Source organism: Candidatus Latescibacter sp. IFSED24, assembly GCF_058273205.1.
In genome coordinates, this window is the sequence record NZ_CM177850.1 from 1,299,946 (window position 1) to 1,315,677 (window position 15,732).

Here is a 15,732-nt window from a genome sequence, read left to right on the forward strand (position 1 = left end):
TCAAGGCACCCCGGTGCGCAGGGGCTCGACACGGCAGCACCCGGCGGCGTCCCACTGGACATGGATCGTCCCCTGCAGGTCGGTGCGCACGGTGGCCAGGCGTTCATCCCGAGCGACGAAGGGACCGTGGCTCGGATGTTCGTGACGGTTCGCAACCCCGCAGCTGATCATGACGACGGCCGGGCGGAGATGATTCAGGAAGTCCGTGGTGCCCGAGGTGCCGCTGCCGTGGTGGCCGGCCTTCCAGAGGTCGCAGCCCCGCCCGGGCACCGGCGGCAAGGCGGGCAGCAGCACCGCCTCGCCGGGGCCCTCCAGATCGCCGGACCAGAGCGCCCGCAACGAATCGCCACGGCACAGTCCGAGGACCACCGACTGGTCGTTCTCGTCGGTCAGCGCCAGGTCGACCGGCGGGTAGAGGCAGACCAGCGACCAGTTCCCGGCGGCGTGGAGCGTGTCCCCCGCCAGCGGCCGCAGCCCGGCAGCGCCGGGCGCCTTGGCCCGACCGCCGGTGAACCAGCGTTCCACCGGCAGGGCTTCGGCCAGATCCGCCGCCCCGCCGGTGTGGTCGTCGTGACCATGGGTCAGGACCACGGCATCCAGACGCCGCACACCGAGTCGCTTCAGGCATGGCAACACATCGCGCTGCAGGGGACCCGAGCCGGTGCGCCAGCCGGGTCCGGTGTCGATGAGGCAGGTCCAGCCATCGGCCAGGCGCAGCAGCGCGCAGTCGCCCTGCCCCACGGCGAACTGCCAGGCCTGGACCACCGCACCACGCGGGGGGACGGGCGCCACGGCCAAGGCGAGGCAGGCGAGGTAGCAGAATGCCGCCGCCGGCCAGCGCCAGCGCCAGCGGCGCGCCACCAGGCCGCCCAGCAACCAGAGCAAAAACAGGAATCCCAGCAGGCGGCCGCTGCTCCAGTCCGACAACCCCAGGTTCCAGCCATCCAGGAGACCGGCCAGCCCACAGGTCGCCGCGGTCAGCGGGCGCAAGAGAAGCCAGGCGGCGGCCAGCAGACCCTGACCGGCCCAGGGCCAGGCCAGGCTCAGCACCAAACCCAGGGCGAGCAGCAGCACCACCACGCCGAAGAGCGGCACCACCAGGAGATTCGCGAGCGGACCAGCCAGGGGTAGCTGGCCGAACGAGCGGGCCACCTCGGGCATGGTGGCCAGCTGGGCCGACACCGTCACGGCCAACGCGGTGGCCACGGTCCTGGACCGCGGTTCCAGCTCCGCTGCCGCCCGTCGCAGCAGACGCTGGCCGGCCACGATCCCGCCGGCAGCCAGGTAGCTCAAGCGCACACCGGTATCGAGGACGCACTCGGGACGCCAGAGCACGTTGAGCCAGAACAGCAGTCCCAGGTTGCGCAGCGCGTCGGGACGCCGACCGACCGACCTGGCGAGCATGGTCAGCAGCACCAGACCGGCGGCGCGCACCACCGAACCCGGCAGATCCACCAGGACGGCATACCCCATCAGCAGCGGCCCTAGCACCAGGAACCGGCGGGCGGGCGACCCGACCAGGGGCCGGACCAGCCCCAGCGCCAGACCCGCCAGGATTCCCACGTGCAGGCCGCTGAGTGCGAAGAGGTGAGCCAGGCCGAGGCGCGTGAACGGGTCGCGGAGACGGGCCTCGGTGCCTCCGCCGAGCAGCACGGCCGCAGCGAGCGATGATTCCCGCGGCGGGAGACCCAGGGCCAGTTGCGCGCGCAAGCGTCGCTGCAGCGCGTCCCGCAGCGCTCCTAATCGGCCGAGCGGGTCCGCACACGGCGGGCCGGCAGCGAGCACGCGCCCCTGCCAGCGTATGCCACGGCCTTGCAGCCAGCGCGACTCGTCGAAGCCGCCGGTCTGGCTCGCCTGGCGCGGTGGTCCCAGCTCGAGCCACGCGCCGAACAACGACGCGGCGGCTGGCGGCTGCCCCTCTCCCCGCAACAGCAGCCCCGCTCCAGGACGCGGTCCCGTGCCGTCGGCGACCTCCGCCGCATCCCAGTGCAGGAGCACGGCAGGAGCGGACCAGCGACCGGTTCGCGAACAGCGTGGTCGGGCCAGCACGCGAACCAGCGCCCGACCGGGCACGACGGACCACGTGCTGGGAGCCTCCGGAGCCGCCGCGGTGGCCGGCCGCCGCCGGTGGTGATCCTGCGCGAAGTCGAGTCCGGCCAGCAGCGCCAATACCGCCACACCAAGCCAGATCAGCGGCCGCCAGCGCCTCGCCACCCGACCCAGGAGCGGCGGCAGCGCGGCCGCCACCCGCGACCAGCCGCCAGCGTCCAGTCCGGTCGCCGGCCAGTCGAGGCGCTCGGCCTCACCGCACACCAGCAGGACGATCAATGCCCAGAGGATGGGCCACGAAAGCGGGGGGATCAGATGTCGGCCGGCGGCAGCATGGCTGGGGAAAGCTGCTGGTGGCGTCCCTCGGCGATCCACATGCAGCATCGGTTCCGCCCCAGCTCCTTGGCCGTGTAGAGCATGCTATCGGCCTTGCGGTGCAGCTCGCCGGCGCTGGTGCCGGCCTCGGGGAAGGTCACCGTGCCGTAGGACATGGTCACCGCCAGCACGCCCACGCCGAGTTCCGGAGGCAGTGCGACCCGGAAGGGCCGACCGACCACACGGCCGAGCACGTCGCGCGCCTCCTCCACCGAGGTGTAGGGCAGGATCAGCGCGAACTCCTCGCCGCCGATCCGGCAGACCTGGTCGATGCGGCGCAGCTTGCTCTGCAACTGGCGGGCCACGGCGCGCAGCACCAGGTCGCCGCACTGGTGGCCATGGGTATCGTTGATCGCCTTGAAGTTGTCGAGATCACCGATGACCAGCGTCAGCGGGTAGCTGCCGCGACGGGCCCGCTCGAGTTCGAGCGGGAACTGGCTATCGAAGAAGGCCCGGTTGTGGATCCCGGTGAGGCTGTCGGTGAGAACCTTGCGGTTGACGTCTCGCTGGCAACGCCAACGGCGGGAGACGAAAGCCGAGAGCCGCCGGGCCACCGCGAGCAGGTTCTCGGCGTTCCATTCCGGCGGCGCCGAGACATAGAGCAGACCGGCCTCGCTGTGGCCGTCGCCAGGTTCGATCAAGGGGACCACGGCGGTCACCAGATCGCCATCGGGCCGGTCGTCGAGACGCAGCCGCAGGCTCGCAGGCAATTCGCCCATGTCGGGCACCCAGAGCGACTGACCGGGCCGCCGATGCCGCAGCCAGAAGGGCATGCTCTCGGGCTCCGGACTCGGCAGCAGGGCGTCGGTGGCATCGCCGTCGATCCGATCCGAGCCGAGCTGGGCGTGGAGTTCGACGCCATCGGCATAGCCGCGCAGCAAGGTCAGGATCCTGTCGACCATCACGGCCGGTTCGTCGGCTCGCGGATCGCCGACGGCCAGGTCCTGGGCCCGTTCCATGGCCTCGAGCAGGGCGGCGAGCTGATCGGATGGACGGACCGGCGTCGGCATTGTGGTGGGCGTGGGCGGCGCTGGCTTCGGCGCGGGAACCTGGGCGGGCTCAGGACGACCCGTGGTCAGGGCCGTGAGATCCACCAGCTGGCTGGAACCCCGGACCAGGAACAACGGTCCGCGCAGCCCCGTGGCGCCCTCGACGGCCACCCTGATCAGCGCCCCCTTCTGCAGGAGCTCCCCGGCCGCCTGGCGCACCGCGGCACGCAGCGCAACGGGATCGCTGGCGGCGAGGCTACGGTCCACCAACTGCCGTGTCGCCGTATCCAGCCGCTCGAGCGGGAGTTGCTGGACCAGCTCCTGGATACCGTTGTTCGTGGTCATTCCTGTCCTGGCTGACCGGCCCCTGTTTGACGTTTACTAATATAATGCTACACTTTATGTTCGCTTACTTCAAGCGATTCTTCGGTGCTGGCAATTGCGGTCCACCGTTTGCACATGCTAGGATGCCGCCACCAAACTCGGCTAAAGAATCTACGTGTGTCAAGGAGGACTCGCTTGCCCGCCCCCAGAATCCGACGCCGGACGCCAGCCCAGGGCTGGCCCAAGCTCCTGTCTCTGTTGCTTTTCGCGCTGTCGATGCTCGTCCTGGCGGCCTGCAGCCAGGCCCCTGCTCCCGATACGGACGCGCAGATGGCGTCTGCGGAACCGGAAACGGTCCAGGTTCTCGTCGCGGCCCCGGTCGATACCGTGCCGGACCTGCCTCCGGACTGGCCGGAGGCTCCGGCCGGCGAGAGCACTCCCGAAACCTGGGAAGCGCTCTACGCCGAGGCACTGGCCACGGCGGCCACGGGCTCGGCCACCGAGGCCCGTGACCTCCTCTTCACCCTGCAGGAACTCACCACCGGGCCCGAGCCCGCCGAGGCCGACAGCCTGTATCTCCAGCATCGACGCAGCATCCAGCGGCGAATCACACTGCTGGGCGGATTGCTGGCCGAACAGACCGCCTACCATGGACAGGCCGCCAGCGCCGATTCGGTCCTGACCGCCGAGTACCTCGGGTTGCGCGGCGCCGGCTTCCCCGACTCCCTGGTGCCCGCCACCGGCACCGTGCTGCCCCCGCTGCAGGCCGACCTGCTCAAGGTCCAGCACGGCAAGGTCGACCGCTGGGTCGATTACTTCACCGGGCGCGGCCGCCAGCACTTCCAGGTCTGGCTCGATCGGCGCGCGAGTCTGGCCTCGGTGATCACGCCCATCCTCGCCGAGGAGGGGCTGCCCGCGGAGATGATCTACCTGGCCATGATCGAGAGCGGCCTGAGCACACGGGCGCGCAGCAGCGTGGGCGCGGTTGGTCCGTGGCAGTTCATGCCCGGGACCGCCAAGGCCTACGGTCTGAAGATCGACTGGTGGATCGATGAGCGGCGCGATCTCGAGAAGTCCACCCGCGCCGCGGCCCGCTACCTCGGCGATCTCTACTCGGAATTCGGGGATTGGGCCCTGGTGCTGGCGGCTTACAACTCGGGCGAGGGACGTGTCCGGCGCCAGCTGCGCACCAACGGCCACGACAATTACTGGGACTACCGTCTGCCGCGGCAGACGGTGGAATACGTGCCCAAGTACATCGCGGCCGCCCGGATCGGCAGCGACCCAGGCGCCTATGGCTTCACGGTGGCCGAGCCCGCCGACCTGAACTGGGAATGGCTCTCGGTGGACGATGCCACCGACCTGGGCCTGGTGGCCGAGTGCGCCGGTGCGCCCGAAGCCGAGGTCCTCGCGCTGAATCCGGCGCTCCTGCGCCGCGCCACGCCGCCCGGGGTCAAGCGCTTTCCGGTGCGGGTGCCCGTGGGCACCGCCGACCAGGCCAGCGCCTCGCTGCGCAAGATCCCGGCGGCCAAGCGCCTGACCTGGCGCAAGCACGAGGTGCAGCGCGGCGAGACCCTAAGCCATATCGCGGCGCGCTGGGGGACCTCGGTGCGGTCGATCCAGGAGGCCAACGCCATGGGTCGGACCACGCTGCTGCACCCCGGCGATCAGCTCCTGATCCCCATGCCACAGGATCTCTCCGACCAGGCGCGGCGCCGCGCCGAACTGGCCGGCCGCTACGTGCCGCCCGCCGGATACGAGCGGGTCACCTACCAGGTGCGGCCCGGGGACACCCTGGGCACCATCGCGCGCCGGCTCGGCGTCTCGGTGGCCCACCTGAAGAAGGTCAATGGGATCAAGGATCCGCGGAAGCTGAGAGCGGGCAAGACCATCGCCGCCTATCGCCCGCCGGCGTAGCCCGCAGCGGATCTGCCAGGCACAGAGCGGCCGTTCCCGTCGAGGAACGGCCGCTCTCATCGTTGTCAGCCCATGGAAACCGGTCTTACCAGCGCACCGAGAGGCTGATGCGATGGGTCACCTCGTCGATGTCGAGAGTATCGCCGGCATAGGCGTAATCCACGGTCAGCGGATGTAGGTAGAGGCCGGCGCCGGCGGTGAGGTGCTTGCTCTCGAAGCCGCTGTCGAACCCGCCGCGCACGAAGACCTTGCGGCTGAATCCGACTTCCAGCCCCCAGTGGCTGTTGCAGCTGAATGCGCCGCCGCTCCACTGGTCGGCTTCCCCACGGTTCTCGAACCGGCATTCGAAGCTGGTGGCGAGGATCACGTCGATGCTCGCCTCGGGCAGGTACCAGTTGTAGGCCAGCCCCGGCACCACGGCCGGATAGATGACCTCGTTGGTGCCCGTGCTCCAGCTCAGGTAGGTGGTGGTGATGTCCTGCAGCTTGAGGCCGAAATCCAGATTGCCCCAGAGCCGAGGCCGCAACGCGGCCAGGTCGGCGCCGATGCCCAGGCTCGAGTAATCGCCCACGCTCTGCCGCACGAACTTGAGGTTGCCGCCGAGCTGCCAGTCGCCCTTGCGCTCGCCGTAGGAGAAGAACAGCGCGAACTCCTGATCGCTCTTCAGCCTGATCTGGCTCTGCAGTTCGGGGTCGAGGATCCCGGCGGCCTCCACGTCGTCAACCTCGCCGTCACCGTTGGTGTCGAGCTGGTCGAAGAGGTGCTCGGTGAACGGGATGTTGTCCACGCCCAGGCGGATCAACGAGATGCCGAAGCCGCCGCTCTCGCCGCCCAGGAGCGACCAGTTAGTGGGCATGACGAAGGCGCCGAAATCCCGGTCCACCAGATCGCCGAACCGCTCCGAGTGCATGATCAGGATCTCGCGGTGCTGGATCCGCGCCAGACCCGCCGGATTCCAGAAGGTGGCCGAGGGGTCGCTGGCCACGGCGGTGAAGGCGCCGCCCATGCCCAGAGCGCGCGCGCCGCCGCCGTTCTCCATGAACGCTCCAGCGAACTTGGCCGCGGTCGCCGGCAAGGCGCTCAAACAAAAAAGGACGGCCAGAACGCACACGACCGCGTTCCGGCGTGTCCGCCAGATCCGACTCTCCTGCATGTCTGCCTCGCTAACCAGGGGTGAGGTCATGGGTGACAAGCTCGTGGTGTCTCTTTGATTATACAACACGGTCCCTCTAGAGCCAAGGTTGGACCATCGATCAACCGAGGTCGTATCGCTTCAATTTCCGGTACAGGGTCCGCTCGCTGATACCGAGCCGCTCCGCCGCCTTGCGTCGGTTCCCACCGGTAGCCTGCAGCGATGCGGCGATGAGAGCCCGTTCGGCGCTCTGCAGATCCCCGCCGCCATCCTGCGCGTCGAAGGCCCCCTCGTGCAGCAGGGTCTCCACCACCCTCCCATCGGCCGGGATGGCGCCGCCGAGACCCACGAAAGCGGGCTCGCGGCCCTCCCGCCGCTCGAGGAGCAGCGCCTTGATCTCCTTGATGTCCTGGCGCAGCTCCAGCAAGGTCGAGGCCAGAACGCCGGGATCGAGTCCCTCGGCGGTGCCGACCTGGTCGATGACCATGGGCAGATAGCGCGACGTCCCTGGTCCTCCAGGGCCCATGTCCGTCGGCAGATCCTCCACCTCGATCAAACCGCGCTGCTTCATGACCGCTGCGGCCCGCACCACGTTGCGCAGCTCGCGCACGTTGCCGGGCCAGTCGTGCTGCCGCAGGAGCTGCTTGGCATGGCGGCTGAATCCTCGCACGGCCAGCCGGTACTCCTGGTTCTCCTGCTTCAGGAAGTACTCAGCAAGCACCAGGATGTCCTCTTTTCGCTCCCGCAACGGCGGCACCTCGATGACGATGACGCGCAGGCGATAGTACAGGTCCTGGCGGAACCGTCCGGTCTCCACGTCGCGGGCGAGGTCGCGATTGGTGGCAGCCACCAGGCGGATGTCGCTGCGCAGGATGCCCTTGCCGCCCACGGGCGTGAACTCGCCGGTCTCCAGCGCGCGCAGGAAACGGGTCTGCATGCCCAGCGGCATCTCCCCCACCTCGTCGAGGAAGAGCGTGCCGCCATCGGCCTGCTTGAACACGCCGTCGTGCTGGGCCACGGCGCCGGTGAAGGCCCCCCGCACGTGGCCGAAGAGTTCGCTCTCGAGCACCCCCTCGCTGATGGCGCCGCAATTCAGTCCCAGGAAGGGCTTCCAGCGGCGCGCGCTGTTGCGATGGATGGCGCGGGCCACCAGTTCCTTGCCCGTCCCGCTCTCCCCCGTGATCAGGACGTTGACGTCGAGGGGCGCCGCCTGGGCGATCAGCGCGATCATCTGGCTGACCGCTCGCGAGCGGCCCACGATCCCGCCCTCCTCGCGTACCCGGCGCATGCGCAGCAGCAGCTCGATCACCGACTGCAACTCGGGCATGGGCACATCCGGCGGCAGGAAGCGCACCGATCCGCGCTCGGGCCGGTCATCGGCCTCGTCTGCCAGCTCCTCGCGGTGGCCCAGGATCACCAGATCCGTGTCTCCGCCGAGCGAGAGCAGGCGGTTGAGCGTGGCGCGCGTGGCCGGAAAACCACGGGTGTCGAAGACCACCACGGCCGCCGACCCCGCCATGGCCCGGGACACCGCCGCCGCGGCCTCCTCGAACGCATAGACCTCGGTTTCCGGGAGTTTCCAGCGGGCGACCGCAGTGTAGAGCGCAGCCTGCCGGCTCAACATGATCAGGTCGTGGACGGCCATCCGGGCTCCTCGTGGCGCGGGTTTCTCGGCCACGGGATGATACAACGTCTGACCCTGCGGGCCAGACATTTTTCTGCCACCTTGTCAGGTCAGGCCTAATCCAGGTTCTGCAGCGGGGATGCGGCCAGGATGGCCGTACGCAGTTCGTCCAGACGCCCTTCCACCATCTCGCGCTCGATCTGGGCGCTGCGATAGAGCCCGCATGGATCGACGAGCATGGCATCGAAACCCAGGTCGCTGGGCACCGGGTCCAGGAGGTTGGCGAGGTAGTTCCCCAGCGCCACCAGGGCGATGTCCCGGTCGGCATGGTCCGGGTCGTGATGGTGCTCGATGCAATCGACCAGATGCTCGGGGAAGTTCCAGGCCTGGGCCAGGGCGGCGCCCGCTCGGGCGTGATCATAACCCAGGACCGCGCGCTCCTCCACCACGAGCAGCCGTTCGTTGCGGCACCTCGAGCGGAGAAGCTCGGTATAGCCCACGGGATGGTTCAAGGTCAGCACGAACTTGCCGAGGTCATGCAGCAAGCCGCCGGTGAAGATGACATCGGGCTCCGGGTGTCCGCAGATGCGGGCCAGCTGCTGGGCCACCGCGCCGGAGGCCACGCAGTGTCGCCAGAGATCGCGGTAGTCGAGAGAACTGCCCCGCTGATCGCATTCCTTGCCCAGGCTGGAGATCACCGAGACGCACAGCGCCACCTGGCGGACCGTGCGATACCCCAGCACCGCCACGCAGTCCTGGATGGTGCCGATCCGACGCTGCTTCTGGTAGAGAGGCGAGTTGGCCAGACGCAGGATCTTGCTGGCCAGCGGCGCATCCCCACGGATGACCTCGGCCAGGTCGCGGGCGCCGCTGTTGGGGTCCTCGAGCAGGCTCAGGATCCGGCTGAGGGTCTCGGGGATGGTGGGCAGATCGTCGACCGATTCGCACAGCTGGTCCAGTGAGATGGAAAACCCGTCGGCGGCCATGGCCGTCCTCCTAGATGAATACCTCCATCTCCACCTCCAGCGTCTGCTGGAGCTTGCGGGCGACCTCGGCGAACTCGGATTCCGTGAACCCGAGGATGGCGTTGGCCGGCGTGGAGCAGAGATCTAGATCAGGTTGTTCCTGGAAACCGATGCCGTACTTCTGGCACATCTGGTTGGCGAGATCCAGGTAGAGCAACAGGGGTCGGTCGAGCGTGAGGCTCTCGGGTACGTGGTGCTGGCCGATCACTTCCTCGAGCATGGGCGAGAGCTTCCACTTGTTGACCAGCAGCGCACCGACGCGGGCGTGGTCGAAGCCCAGGATCTCCTGCTCGGTCTCGTGAAAGTCGCGGTTCTCGTTGTAGACGATCTGGACGATCTCCTCGAACTGTTCGGGCAGCTGCAGGTTCAGGACCAGCTTGCCGATGTCGTGCATGAGGCCCGCCAGGAAGGCTTCCTCCGTGAGCGCCGGCTTGCGGCTCTGGACCATGAGTCGGCAGGCGAAGGCGCAGCCGATGCTGTGCTCCCAGAGCAGCCGTTCCTTCAGGCCCATGCGCGCCGCGCCGCTGCTGTAGAGGTTGCGGGCCGCGCTGGTCACAACCAGCGAGCGGATGCTGTTGAAGCCCAGCATCACGATGGCCTCGGAGAGGGTCTTGATGCGACGGCTGCAGGCGTACATGGCCGAGTTGGCGATCTTCAGGATGCGCGCGGTCATGGCCTGATCGTCGGCGATGACCTGCTGCAGCAGCGAGGCCGAGGTGTCCGGGTCGGACGACAGCTCGAGGACCTTGCTGGCCACATGCGGCATGGCCGGCAGATCCCGGATGGTCATGATGAGGTTTTTGAGCTGGGGGTCGTCACCCTCGGGGCGTTCGACCTGGTCCGGCTGCGACGTCAACTCCGCTGTCGCCATCCCTCAAGACTCCAGACCATGATGGTTCACCACGCCACGGTCCCTCACGGACCGCAGGCCTTGAACACATATTCGACGGTTTGGAGGTCGTCCTTGAGTGTTGTTTCGACACCCTGGCGTCGCTCGGCCTGGACCTCGCCGGCGATTTCTTCCAGGCGGTCGCCCGCCGTCTGCAAGCGGCGCAAAAGGAGCGCCAGCGAGGACTCGTCCTGTTCGCCCGCCAGAGGCAAGGCAGCCAGGGGCGGACGGGCCGGCTGATCGTAGGCCGCGGCGGCCCTGGCGACTTCCGCAGGCGCCGGTGGCACCGGAGTTGCGGCCGTTTCGGGTGTGGAGTCCACGACCGCGCGCAAGCCGCGGCCAAGGCGGTGTCGTAGATGCTGGGTGAGTGCGACCACCAGGAGCGTCGCTCCCAGGGCGATGGCGCCGGTGGCGGCCCAGAAGGTCAGGCCCTGTCCGCGCGCGAGTTCCAGGAGGTTCTGGGTGTCCATGTGCTTGCTCCTCGCTGCTGCGTCCTGGCGCTCAGGCCATGGTGTCGACCAGGCCGCCCAGTCCGGGCTCGACCTCGTCCTGTTCCTCGTTGCCCTGCGCTTCGGCCTCGTCGTCAGCGCCGGCCTGGCGTTGACGGCGCCGGCGCTGGCGCTTGTCCTGGTCGCGCTTCTGTTCGGGATCGACACCCTGCTGTTCGGCCTTCTCGGTCTCGCGCACCTTCTGCAGCGGCTGGACGTCGTCGGTCGGTGTCTTCTCCGCGTGGCCGGGTCCCGTGACGCCCGCTTGCTGGCTGCGGGCCTGCGACTTGGCCACGTTGCCCAGCTGGGCGATGTTGGTCTGTAGCGATACGCCGTCGCCGGCCATGAGCTGCGTCCCTTCCTAGGTCCCGGGCATGCCCAGCACGGCGGCGAGCAGGGCCGTGGCCAGCGGGGCCAGCGCCAGGCAAGCGGTCACGTTCACCGTTTCCACCGTGGCCGCCTCGGAGGAGCCGGACACCGGCTCGGGCTGGCCGGTCTCGCTGGCATCGGGACGCCGGCGGCGGCGGATCTCCGCCGTGAGACGTCCGATGGATTCCTTGCCCTCGTGCCGCTGGATCTTGCCCTTGAGGCGCATGATGGCCTTGGTGTGGATCTGGCAGACGCGGCTCTCGGTCACGTCGAGGATCTCGCCGATCTCCTTGAGCGTCAGTTCCTCGTAGTAGTAGAGCACGAGCACCAGCTGCTCCTTCTCGGGCAACTCGGCCATGCGCTGGGAGATGAGCTCGCGCATCTCCATGGCGGCGATGGTGCGCTCCATGTCCTCGGCCTTGGGGTCGGGCAAGTACTCGCCCAGGCTGGTGGACTGCTCGCTGTCCTCGGCCGAGGCGTCGGCATCCAGCGACATGATCGTGGCCACGGCCACCTCGCCCAGCATCCCATCGAGTTCGCGGACGTCCATGCACAGGGCGTCCGCCACTTCCTGGTCGGTGGCCGGTCGGCCCAGCCGCGCTTCGAGCGTGGCGTAGGTCTCCTCGAGCTGCTTGGCCTTGCGGCGCAGGGAGCGCGGGAACCAGTCCTGGCTGCGGAGTTCGTCGAGGATGGCGCCGCGGATGCGCGGAATCGCGTAGGTCTCGAACTTGATGCCACGATGGTGGTCGAAGTTGTCGATGGCCTGGATCAGGCCCAGCAACCCCGCCGAAACCAGATCGTGGAAATCGACATAGTGCGGCAGGCCAATGGCCATGCGCCCGGCCACGTACTTGACGATCCGCGCATACTTCTCGACCAGTTCCTGGCGAGCGCGCTGGCAATCCTCGGTGCGCAGGTTCTGCCAGAGGTCCTCGTGCGCGATCTGCGGCTTGTCGCTCATTGTCTCCGCCTTTCGGGTGGTTTCTTACCCGCAAGTTGCAGATTCCGTGCCATCAGCGAGCAATCGCTGGTTCGGGCTGTTCGCTGTCCTGAGCGGTCTCCTGTTCGGTGGCCTCCACCGGTTCGTCGACGACCGGCTTGCGCCGGGGCGAACGCCGGCGCGAGCGCACCTTCTTGACCTCGGGTTCGGGCTCCGGCTCGGGATCCTTGCTGGCCCGCAACGCCAGGCGTGTGGCCAGGACCATGACCCCGCTCAGGAAATAGGCGGCGAGGTAGGCCACGATGGTCCGTTTCAGGGCCAGCTCGGGGGTGTAGTCGCGCCAGACGGCCAGGGCCAGCGCCACGAGCGCTACTCCGAGGGCGATGGTCTGGACCAGCCGTTGCATGCCCGACCCCCTAGGCCCAGGCCCGCGCGCCCGTGCGGGCGGCGGCCAGGATCAGGTCGGCCAGGAGACCGGAACTGGCCACGCTTGGCGCCCCCTCGGGCCACTCGGCGTCGCCGACCAGCGAGACCGGCAGCGGCAGGCGGTCCAGGAGATCCAGGATCTTGCCGCGCAGATCGGTCTGATCGACCCGGCTGAGCGCCAGCCAGTCGCAATTCCAGGCCCGTGCTTGCTCGATGATGCGCTTGCTGTCGCGCAGATCGCGATCGAGGGGAAACACCAGATGACGGTGGAACGCGGGATTCTGGGTGATCTCGCGGCGGAGCGACTCGGCGCTGCGGGACTGGCCGGCGCCGAAGGCGGGGGCGTCCATGAGCACCACGTCGTATCGCTCAAGGTGGGTGGCCGCGGTGGCCAGCTGGCGCGGCTTCTGGATCACCGCCGCGTCGTAGCCGTGGCGTGCGGCCTCCGCCTGGAGTCGCCGCACCTCTCCCGTGTGCCGCGGCAGGATGCTCAGCACCAGGACCTGGCGACCGGACGCCGCCAGATGGCCCGCTGCGGCCAGGACCATCTCGGTCCGGCCAGCGCCGGGAGAACCCAGGAACACGTGGGTTCCCGCGAACTCGGCCCATCCCCCCCGGCCCGTGGGCAGGCTGCGCGTGAGATACTCCACCAGGGCGGTGCGGTCGCGCGTATCGGCCCCGGTCTCGGCGAGGCACCGGTCACAGAGGCGGACCACCACCCCGGGGTCGGCGCCGGCCTGGAGTAGGGCTTCGGCCACCGGATTGCCCTGCAGGCGCTGGCGCCCCCGGTCCTGCCCGGCCTGGTCCACGGCGATCTGCCGCACCAGCCCCTCGATCCGTTCGACCTCGGCGGCGATCTCGTTGGCCAGGGCCTGGCTGGGGACCGACCGGGGCCGGGCGGTGGGGCGGCCGCGTGTCTGCGCGCTCGGCTCGACCAGGACCTCCACCACCCGTTCCTTGCCCAGTGCACCGGGCTGACGCCTGGTCAGGGTCCGGCTCCGGATCACCCGCGCGTCCTCGCCGTAGCGGCTGCGTACCAGCCGCAGGGCTTCCTTGAGGGTCGGTGCCTCGACCACGGCGGCCGGCTTAGCCGACGGCCTGGTGTTCATGCTGCGCGAATCCATTGGTCACCACCGTTCCGGCCGACTGGATCCGGGTGGAGGGCGAGACCTCCGTGTAACCCATGACGGCCAGGTTTGGATACGAGGGTTCGATGAGTCGTTTGACGAAGAAGCGCACCGACGTCGGGACCAGGAGCACCGGCGGCGCTCCCGTGCCGTAAGCCGAGCGCAGGGCCCCATCCAGGCGGCCCATGAATTCCTGGGTGAAGCGGGGATCGAGAATCACCTGGCCCGACTGCTCGCTCTGACGCGAGGCATCCAGCAGCACATGCTCGGCCTCCGGATGCAGGCTGATGACGTGGATGGCGCCATCGGTCTCGGTGTAGAGCTGGCTGATGGTGCGGTGCAGGGCCTCGCGCACCTTGGTCGTGAGGAAGTCGGCGCCCGCACCGCTGCCCGCGTAGTTGGCCAGGGTCTCGAGGATGGTCACGATGTCGCGCACCGGCACGCGCTCGTGGAGCAGCGACCGCAGCACGTTGTGCAGCGTGTTGACGGGCACCTTGTCGGGGATGAGTTCCTCGATCAGGGCCGGGGCGAACTCGCGGACCGATTCGCACATGTCCCGGATGTCCTGGCGGCTGACCAGTTCGTCGGCGTGGCTGCGGATGGTCTCCGAGAGATGGGTGGCCAGGACCGCCGGGGCTTCTACCACCGTGTACCCTTCGCGCTCGGCCTCGGCGCGGCGATCACCGTCGATCCAGACCGCGGGCAGATTGAAGGCGGGTTCGGTTGTGGCCGTGCCCGCCAGCTCTCCGGCATCGGGCCGCGTGCTCATGGCCAGGAGCTGTCCCGGTCGCAGATCCGCCCGCGCGATGGGCACGCCCTTGAGCTTGATGACGTACTCGTTGGCCTGCAGCTGCAGGTTGTCGCGCACCCGGACCGGATGGATGAAGATGCCCAGCTCGGCCGACACCTGGCGCCGGATGTTCCCGATCCGCTGCAGCAGGTCGCCGCCCCGCGATTCGTCCACCAGGCCGATGAGGCCGTAGCCGATCTCCAGCTCGAGCCGGTCGAGGATGAAGAGGTCTTCGCTGCGCGGTCCCGTGGGCGCGGCTGGTTCCTCGGGACCCAGCTGCTGCTGCAATTCCTCCTCGTCCATCTCCTTCTGGGCCGCGTCCACGCGCTTGCCCACCAGCCGACCGCCGACGAAGGTCCCCACCGCCAGCAGCAGGAACGGCATAGTGGGCAGGCCGGGGATCAGTCCCAGGGCGGTCAGCGCGGCCGCGGCGATATTGAGGGCCTTGCGCTGGCTGAAGATCTGCATGGTGAGCGCTTCGCCCAGATTCAGATCGCCGCTGCTGCGCGTGACCACCAGGCCCGCGGCGGTGGAGACCAGCAGGGTCGGCACCTGGCTCACGAGGCCATCGCCGACGGTCAGGATGGTGAAGCGCCCCAGAGCCTCGCTGGCCGCCATGTCCATCTGGGCCATGCCGATGAGGAAGCCGCCGGCGATGTTGATCAGGGTGATGATGATGCCGGCGATGGCGTCGCCGCGCACGAACTTGCTGGCACCGTCCATGGCCCCGAAGAACTCGGCTTCGTTGGAGATCTTGGCGCGCCGCGCCCGGGCCTGGCTCTCGCTGATGAGGCCGGCGTTCAGGTCGGCGTCGATGGCCATCTGCTTGCCGGGCATGGCGTCCAGGGTGAACCGGGCCGCCACCTCGGCGATGCGGGTCGACCCCTTGGTGATGACCAGGAAGTTCACGATCACCAGGATCACGAAGACGATCACGCCGATGACGTAGTTGCCGCCCACCACGAAGTCGCCGAAGCTCTCGACCACCTGCCCCGCCTGGCCGCGGCTGAGGATCAGGCGTGTGCTGGCCACGTTCAGCGCCAGGCGGAACAGGGTCAGCACCAGCAGCAGCGAGGGGAATGTGGAGAACTGGAGCGGTTCCTTCAGATAGAGCGAGACCAGCATCACCACCACGCCCATGGCGATGCTGAAGGTCATCAGGATGTCGAGCAGGATTGGTGAGACAGGGATCACCATGAGCGAGAGAATGACCAGCACGGCCACGGCGCTCATGATGTTGCTGTTGGCCAACACCAGGTCTCTGCTAA

13 protein-coding genes are annotated in these 15,732 nt (G+C 68.7%); 1 reads left to right on the forward strand and 12 read right to left on the reverse strand.

Features of this window, described 5'->3' with window-relative positions; all coding sequences use genetic code 11:
* Positions 1-2,328, reverse strand: coding sequence for a DNA internalization-related competence protein ComEC/Rec2 (locus tag IFSED24_RS05290; RefSeq protein WP_491334170.1), 2,328 nt, complete (start codon positions 2,326-2,328; stop codon positions 1-3).
* Between the two features lie 32 nt (positions 2,329-2,360).
* The gene (locus IFSED24_RS05295; protein WP_491334171.1) at positions 2,361-3,758 is read right to left on the reverse strand and encodes a GGDEF domain-containing protein; all 1,398 of its coding nucleotides are present in this window, start codon (positions 3,756-3,758) and stop codon (positions 2,361-2,363) included.
* A gap of 174 nt (positions 3,759-3,932) precedes the next feature.
* Between IFSED24_RS05295 and IFSED24_RS05300 the strand changes: the two genes are divergently transcribed.
* On the forward strand, positions 3,933-5,654 hold the full coding sequence (locus IFSED24_RS05300) for a lytic transglycosylase domain-containing protein (protein WP_491334172.1): 1,722 nt from the start codon (positions 3,933-3,935) through the stop codon (positions 5,652-5,654).
* Positions 5,655-5,739: 85 nt separating this feature from the next.
* Here IFSED24_RS05300 and IFSED24_RS05305 read toward each other — a convergent pair whose 3' ends face one another.
* From IFSED24_RS05305 to flhA, 10 genes are all read right to left on the reverse strand, one after another.
* Complete coding sequence (locus IFSED24_RS05305) at positions 5,740-6,693, reverse strand: PorV/PorQ family protein (RefSeq protein ID WP_491334173.1); 954 nt, start codon at positions 6,691-6,693, stop codon at positions 5,740-5,742.
* 214 nt (positions 6,694-6,907) lie between these two features.
* A complete protein-coding gene (locus IFSED24_RS05310) occupies positions 6,908-8,431 on the reverse strand; it encodes a sigma-54 interaction domain-containing protein (RefSeq protein ID WP_491334174.1) in 1,524 nt (507 codons plus the stop codon).
* 95 nt (positions 8,432-8,526) lie between these two features.
* Complete coding sequence (locus IFSED24_RS05315) at positions 8,527-9,396, reverse strand: HDOD domain-containing protein (RefSeq protein WP_491334175.1); 870 nt, start codon at positions 9,394-9,396, stop codon at positions 8,527-8,529.
* A 10-nt stretch (positions 9,397-9,406) separates the two neighbouring features.
* Positions 9,407-10,306, reverse strand: a complete 900-nt coding sequence (locus tag IFSED24_RS05320; RefSeq protein ID WP_491334176.1) for an HDOD domain-containing protein — start codon at positions 10,304-10,306, stop codon at positions 9,407-9,409.
* A 44-nt stretch (positions 10,307-10,350) separates the two neighbouring features.
* On the reverse strand, positions 10,351-10,794 hold the full coding sequence (locus IFSED24_RS05325) for a hypothetical protein (RefSeq protein WP_491334177.1): 444 nt from the start codon (positions 10,792-10,794) through the stop codon (positions 10,351-10,353).
* A 31-nt stretch (positions 10,795-10,825) separates the two neighbouring features.
* Positions 10,826-11,158, reverse strand: a complete 333-nt coding sequence (locus IFSED24_RS05330; RefSeq protein WP_491334178.1) for a hypothetical protein — start codon at positions 11,156-11,158, stop codon at positions 10,826-10,828.
* Positions 11,159-11,173: 15 nt separating this feature from the next.
* A complete protein-coding gene (locus tag IFSED24_RS05335; protein ID WP_491334179.1) occupies positions 11,174-12,142 on the reverse strand; it encodes a FliA/WhiG family RNA polymerase sigma factor in 969 nt (322 codons plus the stop codon).
* 52 nt (positions 12,143-12,194) lie between these two features.
* A complete protein-coding gene (locus IFSED24_RS05340; RefSeq protein ID WP_491334180.1) occupies positions 12,195-12,527 on the reverse strand; it encodes a hypothetical protein in 333 nt (110 codons plus the stop codon).
* Between the two features lie 10 nt (positions 12,528-12,537).
* On the reverse strand, positions 12,538-13,656 hold the full coding sequence (locus IFSED24_RS05345) for a hypothetical protein (protein ID WP_491334181.1): 1,119 nt from the start codon (positions 13,654-13,656) through the stop codon (positions 12,538-12,540).
* Positions 13,634-15,715 carry a flagellar biosynthesis protein FlhA gene (gene flhA, locus IFSED24_RS05350; RefSeq protein WP_491334182.1) on the reverse strand — a complete coding sequence of 694 codons (2,082 nt, stop codon included), beginning with the start codon at positions 15,713-15,715 and terminating at the stop codon, positions 13,634-13,636. Before flhA ends, IFSED24_RS05345 begins: the two co-directional genes overlap by 23 nt.
* Positions 15,716-15,732: the final 17 nt, after the last annotated feature.